The organism is Pseudomonas sp. Z003-0.4C(8344-21), from assembly GCF_900104975.1.
Classification (GTDB): domain Bacteria; phylum Pseudomonadota; class Gammaproteobacteria; order Pseudomonadales; family Pseudomonadaceae; genus Aquipseudomonas; species Aquipseudomonas granadensis.
Genome location: NZ_LT629756.1, coordinates 1,468,136 through 1,485,410, shown reverse-complemented (window position 1 = coordinate 1,485,410; position 17,275 = coordinate 1,468,136). Strand labels below are relative to the sequence as shown.

General features: G+C 59.7%; 13 protein-coding genes. 4 read left to right on the top strand and 9 right to left on the bottom strand.

Annotated features, from left to right (window positions below; genetic code table 11):
• Positions 1-57: 57 nt before the first annotated feature.
• Positions 58-3,222, top strand: coding sequence for a membrane-targeted effector domain-containing toxin (locus BLU24_RS06990; RefSeq protein WP_231990195.1), 3,165 nt, complete (start codon positions 58-60; stop codon positions 3,220-3,222).
• Positions 3,223-3,407: 185 nt separating this feature from the next.
• On the opposite strand, the gene BLU24_RS06985 is transcribed toward BLU24_RS06990, so the two are convergent.
• From BLU24_RS06985 to BLU24_RS06960, 6 genes are all read right to left on the bottom strand, one after another.
• Positions 3,408-3,806 (bottom strand): type II toxin-antitoxin system death-on-curing family toxin, encoded by a 399-nt coding sequence (locus BLU24_RS06985; protein ID WP_093098608.1) that lies wholly within the window; start codon positions 3,804-3,806, stop codon positions 3,408-3,410.
• Entirely contained in the window at positions 3,806-3,976 is a 171-nt protein-coding gene (locus BLU24_RS06980) for an acetyltransferase (protein WP_093098605.1), read from the bottom strand. The genes BLU24_RS06985 and BLU24_RS06980 overlap by 1 nt, the downstream gene beginning before the upstream one ends.
• 197 nt (positions 3,977-4,173) lie before the next feature.
• Positions 4,174-5,751, bottom strand: coding sequence for a glutamine-hydrolyzing GMP synthase (gene guaA / locus BLU24_RS06975; RefSeq protein ID WP_042608327.1), 1,578 nt, complete (start codon positions 5,749-5,751; stop codon positions 4,174-4,176).
• An 80-nt stretch (positions 5,752-5,831) separates the two neighbouring features.
• Positions 5,832-7,301, bottom strand: a complete 1,470-nt coding sequence (gene guaB, locus BLU24_RS06970; protein ID WP_093098602.1) for an IMP dehydrogenase — start codon at positions 7,299-7,301, stop codon at positions 5,832-5,834.
• Positions 7,302-7,406: 105 nt separating this feature from the next.
• Complete coding sequence (locus tag BLU24_RS06965; RefSeq protein ID WP_090285997.1) at positions 7,407-7,955, bottom strand: sugar ABC transporter ATPase; 549 nt, start codon at positions 7,953-7,955, stop codon at positions 7,407-7,409.
• Between the two features lie 162 nt (positions 7,956-8,117).
• Positions 8,118-8,885 carry a sulfite exporter TauE/SafE family protein gene (locus tag BLU24_RS06960; RefSeq protein WP_093098599.1) on the bottom strand — a complete coding sequence of 256 codons (768 nt, stop codon included), beginning with the start codon at positions 8,883-8,885 and terminating at the stop codon, positions 8,118-8,120.
• A 177-nt stretch (positions 8,886-9,062) separates the two neighbouring features.
• Here BLU24_RS06960 and xseA point away from each other — a divergent pair, with 177 nt between their 5' ends.
• The 3 genes from xseA (at position 9,063) to leuA (ending at position 13,411) form a co-directional block, all read left to right on the top strand.
• Positions 9,063-10,442 carry an exodeoxyribonuclease VII large subunit gene (gene xseA, locus BLU24_RS06955; RefSeq protein ID WP_093098596.1) on the top strand — a complete coding sequence of 460 codons (1,380 nt, stop codon included), beginning with the start codon at positions 9,063-9,065 and terminating at the stop codon, positions 10,440-10,442.
• Positions 10,443-10,445: 3 nt separating this feature from the next.
• Positions 10,446-11,267: a M23 family metallopeptidase gene (locus tag BLU24_RS06950; protein ID WP_093098592.1), complete on the top strand. Its 822-nt coding sequence runs from the start codon at positions 10,446-10,448 to the stop codon at positions 11,265-11,267.
• A 464-nt stretch (positions 11,268-11,731) separates the two neighbouring features.
• Positions 11,732-13,411: a 2-isopropylmalate synthase gene (leuA, locus tag BLU24_RS06935; RefSeq protein WP_090286008.1), complete on the top strand. Its 1,680-nt coding sequence runs from the start codon at positions 11,732-11,734 to the stop codon at positions 13,409-13,411.
• Positions 13,412-13,597: 186 nt separating this feature from the next.
• Here leuA and BLU24_RS06930 read toward each other — a convergent pair whose 3' ends face one another.
• The 3 genes from BLU24_RS06930 to der form a co-directional block, all read right to left on the bottom strand.
• Positions 13,598-14,389: an amidohydrolase gene (locus tag BLU24_RS06930; protein ID WP_093106492.1), complete on the bottom strand. Its 792-nt coding sequence runs from the start codon at positions 14,387-14,389 to the stop codon at positions 13,598-13,600.
• Positions 14,377-15,525, bottom strand: a complete 1,149-nt coding sequence (locus BLU24_RS06925) for a pyridoxal phosphate-dependent aminotransferase (protein ID WP_093098586.1) — start codon at positions 15,523-15,525, stop codon at positions 14,377-14,379. Before BLU24_RS06925 ends, BLU24_RS06930 begins: the two co-directional genes overlap by 13 nt.
• Positions 15,526-15,698: 173 nt before the next feature.
• Entirely contained in the window at positions 15,699-17,171 is a 1,473-nt protein-coding gene (gene der, locus BLU24_RS06920) for a ribosome biogenesis GTPase Der (protein WP_090286015.1), read from the bottom strand.
• Positions 17,172-17,275: the final 104 nt, after the last annotated feature.

Genomic DNA, 17,275 nt, shown 5'->3' with positions numbered 1-17,275 from the left:
CATCAACAGAACACCCGACGATAGCCGGGTAACGCACTCGCCCTGGGCGAGTCAGTCATGCTCGATCCTTGTTTTCTCAAGGATGAAAAACTCATGACCGCTCCCGAACGCCGTCTGCTGCCCAACGCAGCAGACAAAACCGCCCTGAAAGCCCTCGCCACGACCCTCGTGACGACCTGCCCGGGTCTGTATGACGCGGCGCGTCAAGTTGCCAGCGAACTGCTGATGGCCAAAGGTCTGTCCGACCTCGATCCCGACCGGGTGTATTTCCATCGTTTCAAAACTGCGCAGAGCAGCACGCTGACCTTTACCGGTTGGGAACATTTGCTGGAAAAGCCCTACGAAACGCTGACCCTCACGCAACTGGTCATTCATCGCTTTCGCGCGACCGATCAAGACAACGCCGACCTGCTCGGCCTCTACGGTGGCTTTTATTCGGAGGGACCGGACGCCGAGAATTTCAATCAAGGCAATGAAGTGCGCTTGCTTGGCAGCGATGTTCTGAAAGTGTTCTGGGAAATCGATTTCAGTACGCGCTACACCGCGCAATTAAACAAATTCTGGCAAACCTCGGCGGATGACTTTCGCGTCCTGGCCAAGTGCAGTTTCCTCAGTCAGGCGGTGCAGGCGCTGCAACAGAATGAACTTGAAGGCGATGATTTTCAGCGCATCATTGCCTCGGTCATCGGGCCGATAACCTGGCCCGTCACCCTGCAGATGCTGCAAGCGACCTACCCGGTCGGCGCTGAAGTACGCGCAATGGATGTCGATGGTCACGTTGCCACCGATGTGCTGCGTCTGGTGGAAGACAGCGGCCGGCAGACCCTTTACCTGCCAGGCGAATCCCCGGCTTTTCGCTTGATGGACACGGAGGCTGATCTGCATTGGTGGCTGCTTGAGCAGATGAATTACGAGGACAAACGCAGCGCATTCCTCAAGCATTTCCCGCTCGCCGAGAGTCACCGCATCAGCGAGAACCTCACCGATCTGATGAACCGCCTGGTGAGCGCCTGGGGCCATAGCAATCACCAGATGATCAATCGCAGCAATGTCGCTGTCGCCGGTGACGCGTTCACCTGGTTAAGCGAATCGACGCGCAGCGCCATGGTCGCCGAGGCACAGCTGGTGCTGACCTCCAACAGCGACCTGCGCAAAAAACTCTGGACAGGTTATTTGAGCGCCGGTCTGAAAGTATTCGGCCCGATGGCGGCGGTGGGCTGGCCTGCGGCGTTGCCGTTGATCGGCGCGAGCATCGCCAACATGGGGCTGAACATCGATCAGGCCGTCAACGGCACCACAGCCGCCGAACGCAAAACGGGTCTTGCCAATGCAGTGCTCAACGGTATCGAAATTGTGTTGGATGTGCCGTTTCTGATCGGCACGGGCGCGCAGCTGGAAGTCGGCCCGCAGGTCGAGTTTGCCGAAGCCGAAGAAATGGCCGGGTTGGTCGAGTTCACTTCGGCGAACACGCCTCTCCTGCCCCCCGTGGAGCCGCCGCCAGCCACGGTGGTTGAAGAAGCCAACAATGAGTTGGCAAACGACCTTCCCATCGAAACGCCCCCCGCCACACCCGCCACACCCGCCCCGACCTCCACGACCGCCGCTGCCCCCGTGCCAGGCATTCCTATTCGCTACCGATGCAACGAGGTACTGGTACCGGACACCGTCCAGGCGGCCCCAGGGAAATTTGAAGGTATCTACCGTCTCGACAAGGAGCCACGCTACGCGATCAAAATCGGCGACGACGCGTATTACGTGCGCTACTTTGACGACTCCGAGGAGAGCGGCCACTGGGCGATCGTCGATCCTGAGCGCCCCAATCAGTTCGCGTATTCGCTGCCCGTACGCTTCGGTGCTGGCGGCAAGTGGCAACGCCTACCTGCGTTGCGGCTCAGGGGCGGCGGTCAATGCATGGGCAAGGCTTGCATACCGGACGCCGACACGACCTCCGAGCCGTCTTCCACAACGCCTTCGCCGGAGCTGCCGTTGGTCGAGCCGATTCCCTCGTCTGCCCGTCCGCTGCGTCTGGTCACGCCGCTTCACGAAGTGAAGGGGATGGACATGCCGGCACTCAGAAGGTGGGCGATGAACCTGCCTGACTCCCCCGTTACGCTGCCCGGCGCCGCCCGCGACAATCGATCGACTGCCGAGGCGTTCGCCGTCTACTTCGGCGAAAAGCGCGCCAGTCTGCTCAACGAGGCCAAGGAGTTCTACTCGGAACTGAGCTGGGCCAACCTGCCCCCACGGCCGGTCATCCCGCAGGTCACTCCGGCGATGCCGACGGGAGAACTGATTGACAGCATTTTCGCCAACAGCAATGGCCTGGTGATTGGCGAAACGCTGGATCGCATCGCCAGCATGCGCTTCATGATCGAGAACATGCCGGCGTTCGCACGGCACATCAATATGCTCTATGTCCGTGGATTGCTCAGTGATTTTGCTCAGACTGATCTCAACGAATTCTTCCTGTCGGGAGAGATGTCGCAGGACCTGCGTACCTATCTGAGCAGCCTAGGCACCGACCCCAATGCAAGGTTCAACATCCTTGAGCTGGTGAAGACCGCACAGGCAAATGGCGTCCGGGTCCAGGGCCTGGATGTTGCTCATAGCTACAAGCCGAAGGTACCGCTTACCTCGATTGAAGAACAGCTAATACGCATTCGCCTGAGCAGCCGAATCATAAGGGGTGACGCAATTCTCAACAGACCCGGCAAATGGGTTGCCTTGAGCGAGGCAACGGATACCAATACGTTCAGAAGTTTGCCGGGAATAAGCGAACACATGGGCGGCATCGGATTACGGATCGAGGAGGTCTCGTCCGCAGGAGAAGCAGGCGTCAGTATCGATTCCGGCCTGAAAGTCGCGCGCGGCCCGTTTGATAACGGCGCATCGACCCGCGCCTCCTCAGACGTGCTCTACGCTGACCTGCGTTTGCAGGTCGAATCACCTGTACCGCAATGGACGCCTGCCGCGCAGGAAAAGCTGCTGCATCGCAATGGCATGTTTCTGATCGAAAAAAACCAGAATGCCTACACACTGGTACGCCGCGACAGCTCAGGCAATCTGGTGCGAACAGCGGTGAATAGCCGGAGGGACGGCCAGGTCTACATTTGGGCCCAGTCGATGCCTCGAATCAGCGGCATCATGTTCCGCGACCTCGCCGCGCTATCCGAACGGCTGATAGAGATCGGCCTGACCCTGCAAAGTCGCCTGCCCACCTGAATCGCTTGCAGGCTCATGAAACGAAAAAACCCTTGGCTTGAGGCCAAGGGTTTTTTGTTAATCGAGCTGCTGAGGGAATAGTTCTACAAAATTAACAACAGAAGATGAAAATCCATCAAGCCAATATTATTGCTTATCAAAACTTCAGCTAATCAAGCCAGTAACCATGACAAGAACTCCAGATACTAAGTCTGACTTTGAGAAGCCCTGAAGCTGGAGTAAAGAATATCAGCAAAGTCTTGCTCGTTAATATCCCCAGTAACCAAGTCTCTAACGGCATCCGCTAGCAGATCATTGTCCAAGGTAATTTCATAATCATTTAGAGAAAGGTATTCGAGGCCGACTGCAAGCCCGGTGCGCTTGTTGGCATCGGGCAATGCGTGGCCCTGCGCGATGCTGGCAGTGTATTTGGCGGCAATTTCGAATACATCATCGAGGCCATTATAAGCAATCGCGTTGTCGATTCTGGCCAGCGCACCTTGCAGGATTGGAATATTTATCCGCCCTCTCATGCCGGGCTCGGTAGTCAAAATCTGAGTGTTTATTTCAACGACCCGCTCAAATGGAAAGAAGATCAATTCCATTACATGTCAGCCAGCTTCTTGAAAGTCTTCTGGTGAGTTCTGAGAACGAGCTTCGTTTCTGAGTAAACGATCTGCTTACCTTGGTCACCACCCAAGTCCAGCTTTTTGGTGGCTTTGATTTTAGGCCTCTCCACTATGGATACACCATAGGTATTCAGCTTGTTGTTCATGGATTGGATACCCCAAACGGCTTGATCATTCTGCTACACAAGGTAGCACACCAAGAGGCAAGACACACCGAGCCACCGGTAGCGTCGCGCTCGTCCGGTTGTAATGAAATGTTTTTCGGAAAGTACGAAACGCAAAAATGCGAAAGCCCGCAATTCAGCGGGCTTTCTTGATTACAGACTTTTTGGCATGCGCAGGATCACTCCCACTCAATCGTCGCCGGTGGCTTGCTCGACACGTCGTAGGTGACGCGCGAAATGCCTTCGATTTCATTGATGATGCGGCCGGAGACGGTTTCCAGCAGTTCGTAAGGCAGGTGTGCCCAACGCGCGGTCATGAAGTCGATGGTTTCTACGGCACGCAGGGCCACGACCCAGGCGTAACGACGGCCGTCGCCGACCACGCCCACCGATTTGACTGGCTGGAACACCACGAAAGCCTGGCTGACCTTGTGGTACCAGTCGGCCTTGCGCAGTTCTTCGATGAAGATGTGGTCGGCACGACGCAGCAGGTCGGCGTATTCCTTTTTCACTTCGCCGAGGATGCGCACGCCCAGGCCCGGGCCCGGGAACGGGTGACGGTAGACCATGTCGTACGGCAGGCCGAGTTCCAGGCCCAGACGACGGACTTCGTCCTTGAACAGTTCGCGCAGTGGCTCGACCAGTTTCAGGTTCATCTCTTCCGGCAGGCCGCCCACGTTGTGGTGCGACTTGATCACGTGAGCCTTGCCGCTTTTTGCGCCAGCCGACTCGATCACGTCCGGGTAGATGGTGCCCTGAGCGAGGTACTTGATGTTTTCCAGTTTGTTGGACTGGGCATCGAACACGTCGATGAAGGTACGGCCAATGATCTTGCGCTTCTTCTCCGGGTCGGCTTCGCCGGCCAGGTTGTTGAGGAACTGCTCTTCGGCGTTGGCGCGGATCACCTTGACGCCCATGTTCTCGGCGAACATGGCCATCACTTGCTCGCCTTCGTGCAGACGCAGCAGGCCGTTGTCGACGAACACGCAGGTCAGTTGATCACCGATGGCTTTGTGCAGCAGCGCAGCAACGACCGAGGAGTCGACACCGCCGGACAGGCCCAACAGGACGTTGTCGGTGCCGACCTGAGCGCGGATGTTGGCGATCGCGTCTTCAGCGATCTTCGACGGCGTCCACAGGGCTTCGCAGCCGCAGATGTCGAGCACGAAACGCGAGAGGATGCGGCCACCCTGCTTGGTGTGGGTCACTTCCGGGTGGAACTGCACGCCGTAGTAAGCGCGATCGTCGTTGAACATGCCGGCAATCGGGCAGCTCGGGGTGCTGGCGAGGATGTGGAAGTCTTCCGGCATCTTCGTGACTTTGTCACCGTGGCTCATCCACACGTCGAGGCCGAACAGGCCATCGGCGTCGATGTGGTCTTCGATGCCGTCGAGCAGACGGCTCTTGCCAACCACGTCAACGCGGGCGTAGCCGAACTCACGCAGTTCGGAACCTTCAACCTTGCCGCCCAGTTGCTCGGCCATGGTCTGCATGCCGTAGCAGATACCGAAAACCGGCACGCCCAGGTCGAACACGGCCTGTGGGCAGCGCGGGCTGTTGGCTTCGTGCACGGACTCGGGGCCGCCGGCGAGGATGACGCCCTTAGGGGCGAATTCGCGGATCGCATCTTCGTCCATGTCGAACGGGTGCAGTTCGCAGTACACGCCGATCTCGCGCACGCGGCGGGCAATCAGTTGGGTGTATTGCGAACCGAAGTCGAGGATCAGGATGCGGTGAGCGTGAATGTCGAGGGCCATGACTCATTCTCATGTAGTGAATCAGAAACAACTCGGGGCTGAATGAACAGCCCCGGTGATTGAACGTTTTGCTGAAAGCCTCAACCTACGCGGTAGTTTGGCGCTTCCTTGGTGATCTGCACGTCGTGAACGTGGGATTCGGCCATGCCTGCACCGGTGATCCGCACGAACTCAGGTTTGGTGCGCATTTCTTCGATGTTGGCGCTGCCGGTGTAACCCATCGAGGAACGCAGACCGCCCATCAACTGGTGAATGATCGCGCTCAGGGTGCCTTTGTACGGCACGCGGCCTTCGATGCCTTCCGGTACCAGCTTCTCGGCACCGGCCGAGGAATCCTGGAAGTAGCGATCGGAAGAACCCTGGGCCTGGGACATGGCGCCCAGCGAACCCATGCCGCGATAAGCCTTGTACGAACGGCCCTGGAACAGTTCGATCTCGCCCGGCGCTTCTTCAGTACCGGCGAACATCGAACCCATCATCACGCAGGACGCACCGGCGACGATGGCCTTGGACAGGTCACCGGAGAAGCGGATGCCGCCGTCGGCGATCAACGGCACGCCAGTGCCTTCAAGGGCGGCGGCGACGTTGGCGATCGCGCTGATTTGCGGCACGCCGACACCGGCGACGATACGGGTGGTGCAGATCGAGCCAGGGCCGATACCGACCTTGACCGCATCGGCGCCCGCCTCGGCCAGCGCCTTGGCAGCGGCGCCGGTGGCGATGTTGCCGCCGATCACCTGCACTTCAGGGAAGTTCTCTTTGACCCAGCGAACGCGGTCGATCACGCCTTTGGAATGACCGTGCGCGGTGTCGACCACCACCACGTCCACGCCAGCGTTGACCAATGCGGTGACGCGATCACCGGTGTCTTTACCGGTGCCGACCGCCGCGCCGACACGCAGACGACCTTGATCGTCCTTGCTGGCCAGCGGGTAGGCTTTGGCTTTTTCGATGTCGTTGACGGTCATCATGCCTTTGAGGGCGAATTTGTCGTCGACGATCAGCACGCGCTCGATGCGGTGCTTGTGCAGCAGTTCGCGTACGTCGTTCTTGTTGGCGCCTTCCTTGACCGTGACCAGACGCTCTTTAGGCGTCATCACTTCGCGGACAGTGGCTTCCAGACGGTTTTCGAAACGTACGTCACGGGAAGTGACGATGCCGACCAGGTCGCCATCGTGCAGTACCGGAACGCCGGAAATGTTGTGCAGACGGGTCAGTTCGAACAGATCACGCACCGTGGCATCGGCCTCGATGGTGATGGGATCCTTGACCACACCGGCTTCGAACTTCTTGACCTTGCGCACTTCGGCAGCTTGCTGCTCGATGGTCATGTTCTTGTGGATAATGCCGATGCCACCTTCCTGAGCCATGGCAATCGCCAGACGGGCTTCAGTAACGGTGTCCATGGCGGCAGAAACCAGAGGAATATTCAGTTCGATGCCACGGGTAAGACGGGTCTTGAGACTGACTTCGTTGGGAAGTACCTCGGAATAACCGGGCACTAGGAGAATGTCGTCGAATGTCAGAGCTTCTTGGCTGATACGCAGCATCGCGGGGGCTCCCGAGCGGGAAAATGGAAGCGCGCCATTATAGTCAGACACCCCCTGCTGTTCAATGTAAAACTCAGCCTAATTGATAGAAGGAAAAGCCCGGCCCTACAGCTCCACCTTGACCCACGAGACAGGTTGATCGAGCCAGTCGGCGAACTCGTCGATGAAGCTCTGCTTGAACCCCGCCTCCAGCCAATTGTTGAAGATGAAACCGAGGTTGGAAAACGCGCATTCCTGCAAGAACAGGAACCCGTTGATGTCGTCTTCGTGCCCGCATTCGGGGCAGGTGAAATTGTCGGTGCGACCGGGAAACCAGTCTTCCAGACTTTCGAACAGCGCTTCGCCGACTTCGCGGCGGCATTCGGCGCAACCGGCTTCTTCGAGAAAGCCTTTGGCCGGGGTATAGATGCAGCGCTTGGTGATGATCTCCAGGCCATTGATTGGCTCACCGAACGGTAGCGCTTCGGGGTGCAGCACCACCGCGCGGGCGCCGTCGGCGATGGCGTGGGCCATGCGGTTGCCGGTGCGCCCGCAGGTGGTCAGTTGTTCTTCGACGATGTTCTTGCGCACCAGCCAACGCACGATCGCCCGCGCCCGGGGTTCGTGCACCGGCAGGGTGGAGATTTTCGGGACGATGATGCTTTGCGTGTTCATGGTCGAGCCTGCTGAAAATACCGGGAAAACCTTGTAGGCCTTCGCCTGCTCGCGATAGCGGTCTGTCAGTGACTTCAATGCAAACTGATACACCGCTATCGCGAGCAGGCGAAGGCCTACAAAGGAAATGCGGCCGGCAGCTTAATCCCTGACAAAATCCGGTCAAGTGTTGAAATAACGCCCGATCAGAGCAATCCCGCTGGCCAGCACCAGCCACGTCACCAGCCGCACAAACGCTTCGCGCGACAACTTCATGCTCAGTCGCCGGCCGATCCACAAGCCCAGCGCCATCGCCGGCAACAGGCACAGCGCCAATATCAACAAGGGTAGCTCGGCATACACGCCCGCGATAATGAACAGACTCAGGCGAACCACGGTGCTGCAACTGATCAGCGCACTTTGCGTGGCCCGCGCGGCTTCTTTGGATAAGCGGCTGTTGAGATAGATCGCGTAGAGAAAACCGCCACTGCCAAACAACGCACCGAACAATCCGCCCACCGTACCCATCGGCACGGCCCATGCCGCCGACAACTGCGCCGGCCGCGCTTTGACCCACAGGCTGTAGATCGCATAGGCGCTGATGAACAGCCCCATCAATAACAGCAGCACATCGGATTTGAGGTTGAGCAGAAAGATCACCCCCAGCGTGCAACCGATCGCCATGCACGGCAGCAGCCGTAACAACTCCGGCTTGGCAACATCGCGCCGCGACGGCAGCAAATTGCCGAACGCTGCGACGAAGTCCAGCAGCACCAGCAGCGGCACGATCTTCGACAGCGGCATGAACAGGATCAGAATCGGCCCCGCGACCAGCGCCGTACCGAAACCGGCGATGCCGAAGACGATGTAGGCCAAAGCAATGCCCAGCCCGATCGCCGCCCAACCGCCCGCGCCCCATGACCACGCCCCCAACAGCTCCATAATGTCCATCGGCCCGCATCCTTTATAAGGCCGCTGACTGTACCATCCCCCTGTAGGCCTTCGCCTGCTCGCGATAGCGGTGGGTCAGACACATCAATATATGCTGACACACCGCTGTCGCGAGCAGGCGAAGGCCTACAGGGGATTGGTGGTGATCCGACGGCAAATGCCTTTAAACTGCGCCCCATGATTAAAGATCCCTTTGCAAGACTCGGCCTGGACCGTGAAGTCCTGACCGTCAGCCAGCTCAACGGCCGCGCGCGGGTGTTGCTGGAAGACGTGTTCAGCAACATCTGGGTCGAGGGTGAAATTTCCAACCTCGCCCGCCCGGCGTCGGGGCATGTGTATTTCACTCTCAAGGACAGCGGCGCCCAAGTGCGTTGCGCGTTGTTCCGGCAAAACGCCGCGCGGGTGCGTCAGGCGTTGAAGGACGGCTTGGCGGTGAAAGTGCGCGGCAAGGTCTCGCTGTTCGAAGGCCGTGGCGACTACCAGCTGATTCTCGACACGGTAGAACCGGCCGGTGACGGCGCGTTGCGCCTGGCCTTCGATGCGCTGAAGGAAAAACTCAGCGCCGAAGGTCTGTTCAGCGCCGAACGCAAAGTGCCGCTGCCGGCTCATCCGCAGCGCATCGGCATCATCAGTTCGCCGACCGGCGCGGTGATTCGCGACATCATCAGTGTGTTCCGCCGCCGCGCGCCGCAGATCCAGTTGACGTTGATTCCCACCGCCGTACAGGGCCGCGAAGCCACCGCGCAAATCGTCCGCGCGTTGAAAATGGCCGATGCTCGCGGTTTCGACGCGCTGATCCTCGCCCGTGGCGGCGGTTCGCTGGAAGATCTCTGGTGCTTCAACGAGGAAGCCGTCGCGCGTGCCGTCGATGCCTGCGTGACGCCGATCGTCAGCGCCGTTGGACATGAAACCGACGTATCGATCAGCGACTTTGTCGCCGACGTGCGTGCGCCGACACCGTCCGCCGCGGCCGAACTGCTTGCGCCAGACTCGAGCCATTTGATCCGTCAGGTTGAAAGCCTGCATCGCCGTCTGGTGATGCGCATGCGTGATCGCTTGATGCGCGACCGCCTGCGGCTGGAAGGCATGGCCCGGCGTTTGCGTCATCCCGGTGAGCGTTTGCGCCAGCAGGCGCAGCGTCTGGATGATCTGGACATGCGCATGCGCCGGGCGTTCGAGCGTCATCTCAACACCCGCCGCGAGCGCCTGATCCGCCTGGAAACCCGTCTCGCCGGGCAACATCCGGGTCGCCAGTTGGCGATGCTGCGCCAGCGTCTCGACAGCCTCGCCGACCGCCTGCCCCGGGCCATGCGTGAAGGCCTGAAAAGCCGTCGCCTGCAACTGCACAGCCAGATGCAGACGCTGCATGTGGTCAGCCCGCTGGCAACCCTCGGTCGTGGCTACAGCATTCTGCTCGACGAGCGCGGCCACGCGATCCGCGACGCCGCGCAGACCCACACCGGCCAGCGCCTTAAAGCCAAACTGGGCGAAGGCGAGTTGCAAGTGCGCGTCGAGGATAACCACCTGACGCCCGTCACCCTCTCTTTACTGGACTGATCCATGCCGCGCTTTCTCGCTCCGCTGCTTTTGCTGTGCCTGACCTTCAACGCCTACGCCGACAGTTACATCACTCGCCTGCTGAACAAACCAGTGCCGGGCGGCGTCGCGGTGGTGGATCTGGGTGCGGCAGCACAAGCGCCGAAAGCCACGTATCAGGGCAAACCGGTGCTGGTGGTGAAAGAACAGAACAACTGGCTGGCGATCGTCGGCGTGCCGCTGACCGTCAAACCCGGTGCCCAGCAGATCAGCAGCAGCGGCCGGACTTTGCCCTTCACCGTGGGCAGCAAGAAATACCCGGAGCAGCGCATCACCCTGAAGAACAAGCAGCAGGTCAATCCGGATCAGTCGAACCTTAAACGCATCGAGGGTGAACTGGCCGAGCAGATCAAGGCCTACCGCAGCTTCAGCCCGAACACGCCGAGCAACCTGCTGCTGGACAAACCAGTCAACGGGCCGCTGTCGAGCAAGTTTGGTGTGCGCCGCTTCTTCAATGGCGAAGAACGCAACCCCCACGCCGGTCTCGACTTCGCGGTGCCAGCCGGTACGCCGATCAAGACGCCGGCGGCGGGCAAGGTGATTTTGATCGGTAACTACTTTTTCAACGGCAACACCGTGTTCGTCGACCATGGCCAGGGCTTTATCAGCATGTTCTGCCATATGTCGAAGATCGACGTGAAGAACGGCCAGCAACTGGCCCGTGGCGCGGTGGTCGGCAAGGTCGGCGCCACCGGCCGGGCGACCGGGCCGCACATGCACTGGAATGTCAGCCTGAATGATGCGCGGGTGGATCCGGCGATTTTCATTGGTGCGTTTCAGCCTTAAAAAAAAGAGCGAAGCTGATGGCCTCATCGCGAGCAGGCTCACTCCTACATTGGACTGGTGTTGTGAACACGATCAACTGTAGGAGTGAGCCTGCTCGCGATGGCGGCTTATGCTGTACTCAAACACCCCTGACACCCCATCGACCTCAATTGCGCCTCAATCAAAGCTCCCGCAAACATTACAACGATCAGCGAACTCCAGCACAATAAAATCTCGCAGAACCCGGCTTTCCGAGGATTCCTCTCAATTTTTTTCGACTGCTTGCCATCCTCCCCCCTCGCGGTTAGGGTTGAGGGCATGAAAACCTCTCACACCCTCATTCAGCTTCGCCAGCACCGCAGCCTGTGCCTCGTCAGCGCACGACTGCCAGGCTGAATCGCTGCGCCTCGTCCTACGCTTTTCCAAGAACATTCGTTCAACCGGCAGGCCGCCTCTTTTCGGCCCAGACAACAAGGAATTTCCCGATGAGCATGCTCAAAGACCCGTCTTCGAAATACCGCGCGTTTCCCGTCATCAACCTGCCGGATCGCACCTGGCCGTCGAAGACCATCGACACCGCGCCGATCTGGTGCAGCTCCGACCTGCGTGACGGCAACCAGTCGTTGATCGAACCGATGGACGCGGCAAAGAAGCTGCGCTTCTGGAAAACCCTGGTTCAAGTGGGTGTGAAGGAAATCGAAGCATCGTTCCCGGCGGCTTCGCAAACCGACTTCGACTTCGTGCGCACCCTGATCGAAGAAGGACACATTCCGGACGACACCACCATTCAGGTGCTGACCCAGGGCCGTGAAGACCTCATCGAGCGCACCTTCGAATCCCTGCGCGGGGCGAAGAAAGCCATCGTTCACCTCTATAACGCTACATCGCCGTCGTTCCGTCGCATCGTGTTCAACCAGGACAAGGACGGCATCAAGGCCATCGCGGTCAACGCGGCCAAGCTGTTCGTCAAATACGCAGCGATGCAGCCGGACACCGAGTGGACCTTCGAATACTCCCCGGAAACCTTCAGCGCCACTGAGCTGGAGTTCGCCAAGGAAGTCTGTGACGCGGTGATCGAGGTGTGGAACCCGACGCCTGAGCACAAGATGATCCTCAACCTGCCAGCCACCGTTGAATGCGCGACGCCAAACGTCTACGCCGACCAGATCGAGTGGTTCGGCCGCAACATCAACCGTCGTGACAGCGTGATCATCAGCCTGCACACCCACAACGACCGTGGCACCGGCGTCGCCGCCACCGAGCTGGGCCTGATGGCCGGCGCCGACCGCGTCGAAGGCTGCCTGTTCGGCAACGGCGAGCGCACCGGTAACGTCGACCTCGTCACCGTCGCGCTGAACATGTACACCCAGGGCCTCGATCCGCAGCTGGATTTCTCCGACATCGATGGCGTGCGCAAAGTGGTAGAGGAGTGCAACCAGATCCAGGTGCACCCACGTCACCCGTACGTTGGCGACCTGGTCCACACCGCGTTCTCCGGCTCGCACCAGGATGCGATCCGCAAAGGCTTCTCCCAACAGAAACCGGACGCTCTCTGGGAAGTCCCGTACTTGCCGATCGACCCGGCCGACATCGGCCGCAGCTACGAGGCGGTGATCCGCGTCAACAGCCAGTCGGGCAAGGGCGGCATCGCCTACTTGCTGGAGCAGGAATACGGCATCAGCCTGCCGCGTCGCATGCAGATCGAATTCAGCCAAGTGGTGCAGCGTGAAACCGACCGTCTCGGCCTGGAAATGACCGCCAAGCAGATTCACTCGCTGTTGATCAGCGAATACCTTCAAGCCAACACCCCGTACGCGCTGGTCAGCCACCGCCTGCAAGAAGAAAACGGCAACAGCGCCGTCGAAGTGGAAGTGGCGAGCAAGGGTCAGGGCGAAACCAACCTGCACTGGCGCGGCAAGGGCAACGGTGCGCTGGAAGCACTGGTGGCCGGCTTGCCGGTTCCGGTGGAAATCATGGATTACAACGAACACGCGATCGGCGCTGGCACCAACGCCAAGGCAGCGGCCTACATCGAGCTGCGCGTGAACGGCGAACGTGCGGTGCATGGCGTGGGGATCGATGAGAACATCACCACCGCCAGCTTCAAGGCACTGTTCAGCGCCCTGAACCGCTCGCTGAGCCAGCCAGAGGCGAAAGCGGCTTGATTGCTCGCTGAAATGCAAAAGGCCCCGGAGTGAAAGCTTCGGGGCCTTTTTTATATCTGAGTTTTTTGTGCCGCCTTCACAGGCCCCATCGCTAGCAGGCTAGCTCCCACAGGGATTTGTGTTGTGAACGCAACCCCTGTGGGAGCCAGCCTGCTGGCGATAGCGCCCTGTCAGGCACTGGAAACCTCAGGTGAACTCGAAGGTGTCGGCATCCAGATTCGCCGGAAACCGCTCGCGGTAAGCGGCCAACGGCGCCGCCTCCAGCACCACCTTGAACACTCCGTCTGCCTCCCCCGCCGCGAGCAACGTCTCGCCCTGGAAATCCAGCACCTGACTGTCGCCGGTGTAGGCGAAGCCCTTGCCATCGGTGCCCACGCGATTCACCGCTGCCACATAGCAGAGGTTTTCGATGGCTCGAGCCGGCAACAGGCGATTCCAGTGCAGGCGCCGTGCGCCGGGCCAATTGGCGGTGTACAGCAGCAGGTCAGTGTCCTGGGCATCGCGACTCCACACCGGGAAGCGCAGGTCGTAGCAGATCAACGGGCGAATGCGCCAGCCTTTCAATTCGAACTGCACCTGACGCTCACCGGGGGTGTAATGGTTGTGCTCACCGGCCATGCGGAACAGATGACGCTTGTCGTAATGCAGCACTTCGCCGTCCGGTCGCGCCCACAGCAGGCGGTTGCGATGGCTGCCGTCGGCGGCCTGGATGATCACGCTGCCGGTGATCACCGCGTCGAATTTCGCCGCCTGCGCCCGCAACCATTTGCTGGTCGGGCCGTTCTCGGCTTCGGCGAGCGTTTCCGATTCCATAGAAAAACCGGTGGTGAACATTTCCGGCAAGATAATCAGATCGGCACCACGCGCCTGCTCCAGCAGCCCCTCGAAATGCTCGAGGTTGGCCTGGCGGTCATGCCAGGCCAGGCTGGTCTGGATCAGCGCCAGGTTGAGGTCTGGCAACGCACTCAGATCACGCATAGTTTTGCCGCCGCTTCACGCAGCGTCTCCTCGCGTTTGGCAAAGCACAGACGCACCAGGCGCTGGCCTTGCGGCGGTTTCTGGTAGAACACCGACACCGGAATACTTGCCACGCCATGCTCGCGGGTCATCCACAGGGCCATCTCGACGTCATTCAGGTCTGGGCGAATCTGTGAATAGTCGACCAGTTGGAAATACGTACCGGTGACCCGAGTGAAACTGAAGCGCGACGGCGCCAGCAGGTCGCAGAACAAGTCGCGCTTGGCCTGATAGAAACCCGGCAGCTCTTCGACGTGCTCAGGGTGCTCGGCCATGTAATCGGCCAGCGCGTATTGCAGCGGCGTGACACCGCAGAAACTCACGTACTGATGCACCTTGCGCAGCTCGGCAGTGAGCGCTGGCGGTGCGACGACATAGCCGGTTTTCCAGCCGGTGACGTGATAGGTCTTGCCGAACGAGCTGACCACGAATGCGCGCTGATACAGCTCCTCATGAGCCAGCACGCTGACATGCGGCACGCCGTCGAAAACCAGGTGCTCATAGACTTCGTCGCTGATCACATAGATGTCGCGATCACGAATCAACGCGGCCAGCTGATCCAGTTCGGCACGACTGATCAGCGCGCCGCTCGGGTTGTGCGGGGTGTTGAGAATGATCATTCGCGTACGCGGGGTCAGGGCCGCGCTGAGCTGATCGAAATCGATGGAGAAATCCTTCAAGCCCAGCTGCACATGCACGCAGCGGCCGCCGGCCAGTTCCACCGCCGGCTCATAACTGTCGTAAGCCGGGTCGAAGACGATGACTTCGTCACCGCTGTGAATAACCGCCTGAATGGCGCAGAAGATCGCTTGCGTGGCACCGGGCGTGACGGTCACTTCGTGATCGGCATCGACAGTGGCGCCGTAGCTGCGCGCGATTTTCGCGGCAATCTGCTGACGCAGCGCCGGCAGGCCGGTCATCGGCGAATACTGGTTATGGCCGCTGGCGATATGCCGACCCACCGCGTCACGCAGCGACTGCGGGCCGTCGAAATCCGGAAAACCCTGAGACAGGTTGATCGCCCCGGTCTGCGCCGCGAGCTGAGACATCTGCGTGAAAATGGTGATGCCGACATTCGGCAGCTTGCTGGTGATCATCGGAAGCCCCTTGCAGGTGAAATGCAAGTTTCAAGCGGCAAGCGACAAGATTCAAGCGGCAAGTTACAAGCTTCAAGCTGCAAGCCAAGTTCACCGCCCACAAAAAAGGGCGCCGTACGGAGCCCTCTTTGCTTTTACTTGAAGCTTGCAGCTCGAAACTTGAAGCTGCTTTTTTATTTCTTGTCGCGGCGTTTCTTGCTGGCTTTCTTGTTGTGCGACATCAAGCGACGCTTCTTGTTGACCTGGCGGTCGGTCAGCGTGTTCTTGTTGCCTTCGTACGGGTTTTCGCCGCCCTTGAACTCGATGCGGATCGGCGTACCGACCAGCTTCAGCACACGACGATAAGTGTTCTCCAGATAGCGCACATACGACTTCGGCACTTTCTCGATCTGGTTACCGTGGATCACGATGATCGGCGGGTTGGCACCACCCAAGTGCGCATAACGCAGTTTGATGCGGCGGTTGTTGACCATCGGAGGCGCGTGCTCGCCAACCGCATCTTCGAGGATCTGGGTCAGACGGTTGGTCGGCCAACGGGTGACCGCCGACTTGAACGAGTTCTGTACGGAAGCGTAGAGGTTGCCCACGCCGGTGCCGTGCAGTGCCGAGATGAAGTGGATGTCGGCGTAGTCAACGAAGAACAGTCGACGTTGCAGCTCGACCTTGACGAAGTCGCGTTCGCTCGGCGTCATGCCGTCCCACTTGTTGATCGCGATGACCAGCGCACGACCCGACTCGATGGCGAAGCCCAGCAGGTTGAGGTCGTGATCGACCACACCTTCGCGGGCGTCCATCACGAAGATCACCACGTTGGCGTCTTTGATCGCTTGCAGGGTTTTGACCACGGAGAACTTTTCGACTTCTTCGTGGATCTTGCCGCGCTTGCGCACACCGGCGGTGTCGATCAGCGTGTACTTTTCTTCGTTGCGTTCGAACGGGATGTAGATACTGTCGCGGGTCGTACCGGGCTGGTCATAAACGATCACCCGGTCTTCACCGAGCATGCGGTTGACCAGGGTCGATTTACCGACGTTCGGACGGCCGATGATGGCGATCTTGATCCCGTCTTTTTCGCTCGGGCCAGGAATGCGCTTGGCTTCCTCGCCTTCGGCAACGATCTCTTCCTCTTCGCCTTCAGCCGGCTCGTCATCGTCACGCGGGAAGTCGCTCAGGGCGGCTTCGAGCAACTGCGTGATGCCACGGCCATGAGCACCGGCGATCGGGATCGCGTGGCCCATGCCCAGCGGGGCAAATTCGGCGCGAGCCATTTCCGGGTCGATGTTGTCGACCTTGTTGGCGACCACGTGTGAACGCTTGTTACGCTTGCGCAGGTGTTCGGCGATCATCTGGTCGGCGGCGGTGAAACCGGCCTTGGCATCTACCAGGAACAGCACAACGTCTGCTTCTTCAATGGCCAGCAGCGACTGCTCGGCCATTTTTTCGTCCATACCATGTTCGTCACCGGAGATACCGCCGGTGTCGATCAGAATGTAGGAACGCCCTTGCCACTTGGCCTCACCGTACTGGCGATCACGGGTCAGACCGGACAGGTCGCCGACGATGGCGTCGCGAGTCCGAGTCAGGCGGTTGAACAAGGTGGACTTGCCGACGTTCGGTCGGCCCACCAGGGCGATTACGGGAACCATGCGGCTCTCCACTTCGTTATTTCAGAAAATACAAAAGCCGCTGCGAGGCAGCGGCTGGTGCTCGGGGCAACACTGTGGGAGCGGGCCTGTTCGCGAAAAACGGC

Coding starts and splice junctions, on each gene's coding strand:
- guaA (WP_042608327.1), bottom strand. CDS start 5,751: ATGGCCCTCGACATTCACGCTCACCGCATCCTGATCCTCGACTTCGGT.
- BLU24_RS06985 (WP_093098608.1), bottom strand. CDS start 3,806: ATGGAATTGATCTTCTTTCCATTTGAGCGGGTCGTTGAAATAAACACT.
- BLU24_RS06965 (WP_090285997.1), bottom strand. CDS start 7,955: ATGAACACGCAAAGCATCATCGTCCCGAAAATCTCCACCCTGCCGGTG.
- BLU24_RS06980 (WP_093098605.1), bottom strand. CDS start 3,976: ATGAACAACAAGCTGAATACCTATGGTGTATCCATAGTGGAGAGGCCT.
- BLU24_RS06950 (WP_093098592.1), top strand. CDS start 10,446: ATGCCGCGCTTTCTCGCTCCGCTGCTTTTGCTGTGCCTGACCTTCAAC.
- BLU24_RS06930 (WP_093106492.1), bottom strand. CDS start 14,389: ATGCGTGATCTGAGTGCGTTGCCAGACCTCAACCTGGCGCTGATCCAG.
- leuA (WP_090286008.1), top strand. CDS start 11,732: ATGAGCATGCTCAAAGACCCGTCTTCGAAATACCGCGCGTTTCCCGTC.
- xseA (WP_093098596.1), top strand. CDS start 9,063: ATGATTAAAGATCCCTTTGCAAGACTCGGCCTGGACCGTGAAGTCCTG.
- BLU24_RS06990 (WP_231990195.1), top strand. CDS start 58: ATGCTCGATCCTTGTTTTCTCAAGGATGAAAAACTCATGACCGCTCCC.
- BLU24_RS06925 (WP_093098586.1), bottom strand. CDS start 15,525: ATGATCACCAGCAAGCTGCCGAATGTCGGCATCACCATTTTCACGCAG.
- der (WP_090286015.1), bottom strand. CDS start 17,171: ATGGTTCCCGTAATCGCCCTGGTGGGCCGACCGAACGTCGGCAAGTCC.
- BLU24_RS06960 (WP_093098599.1), bottom strand. CDS start 8,885: ATGGACATTATGGAGCTGTTGGGGGCGTGGTCATGGGGCGCGGGCGGT.
- guaB (WP_093098602.1), bottom strand. CDS start 7,301: ATGCTGCGTATCAGCCAAGAAGCTCTGACATTCGACGACATTCTCCTA.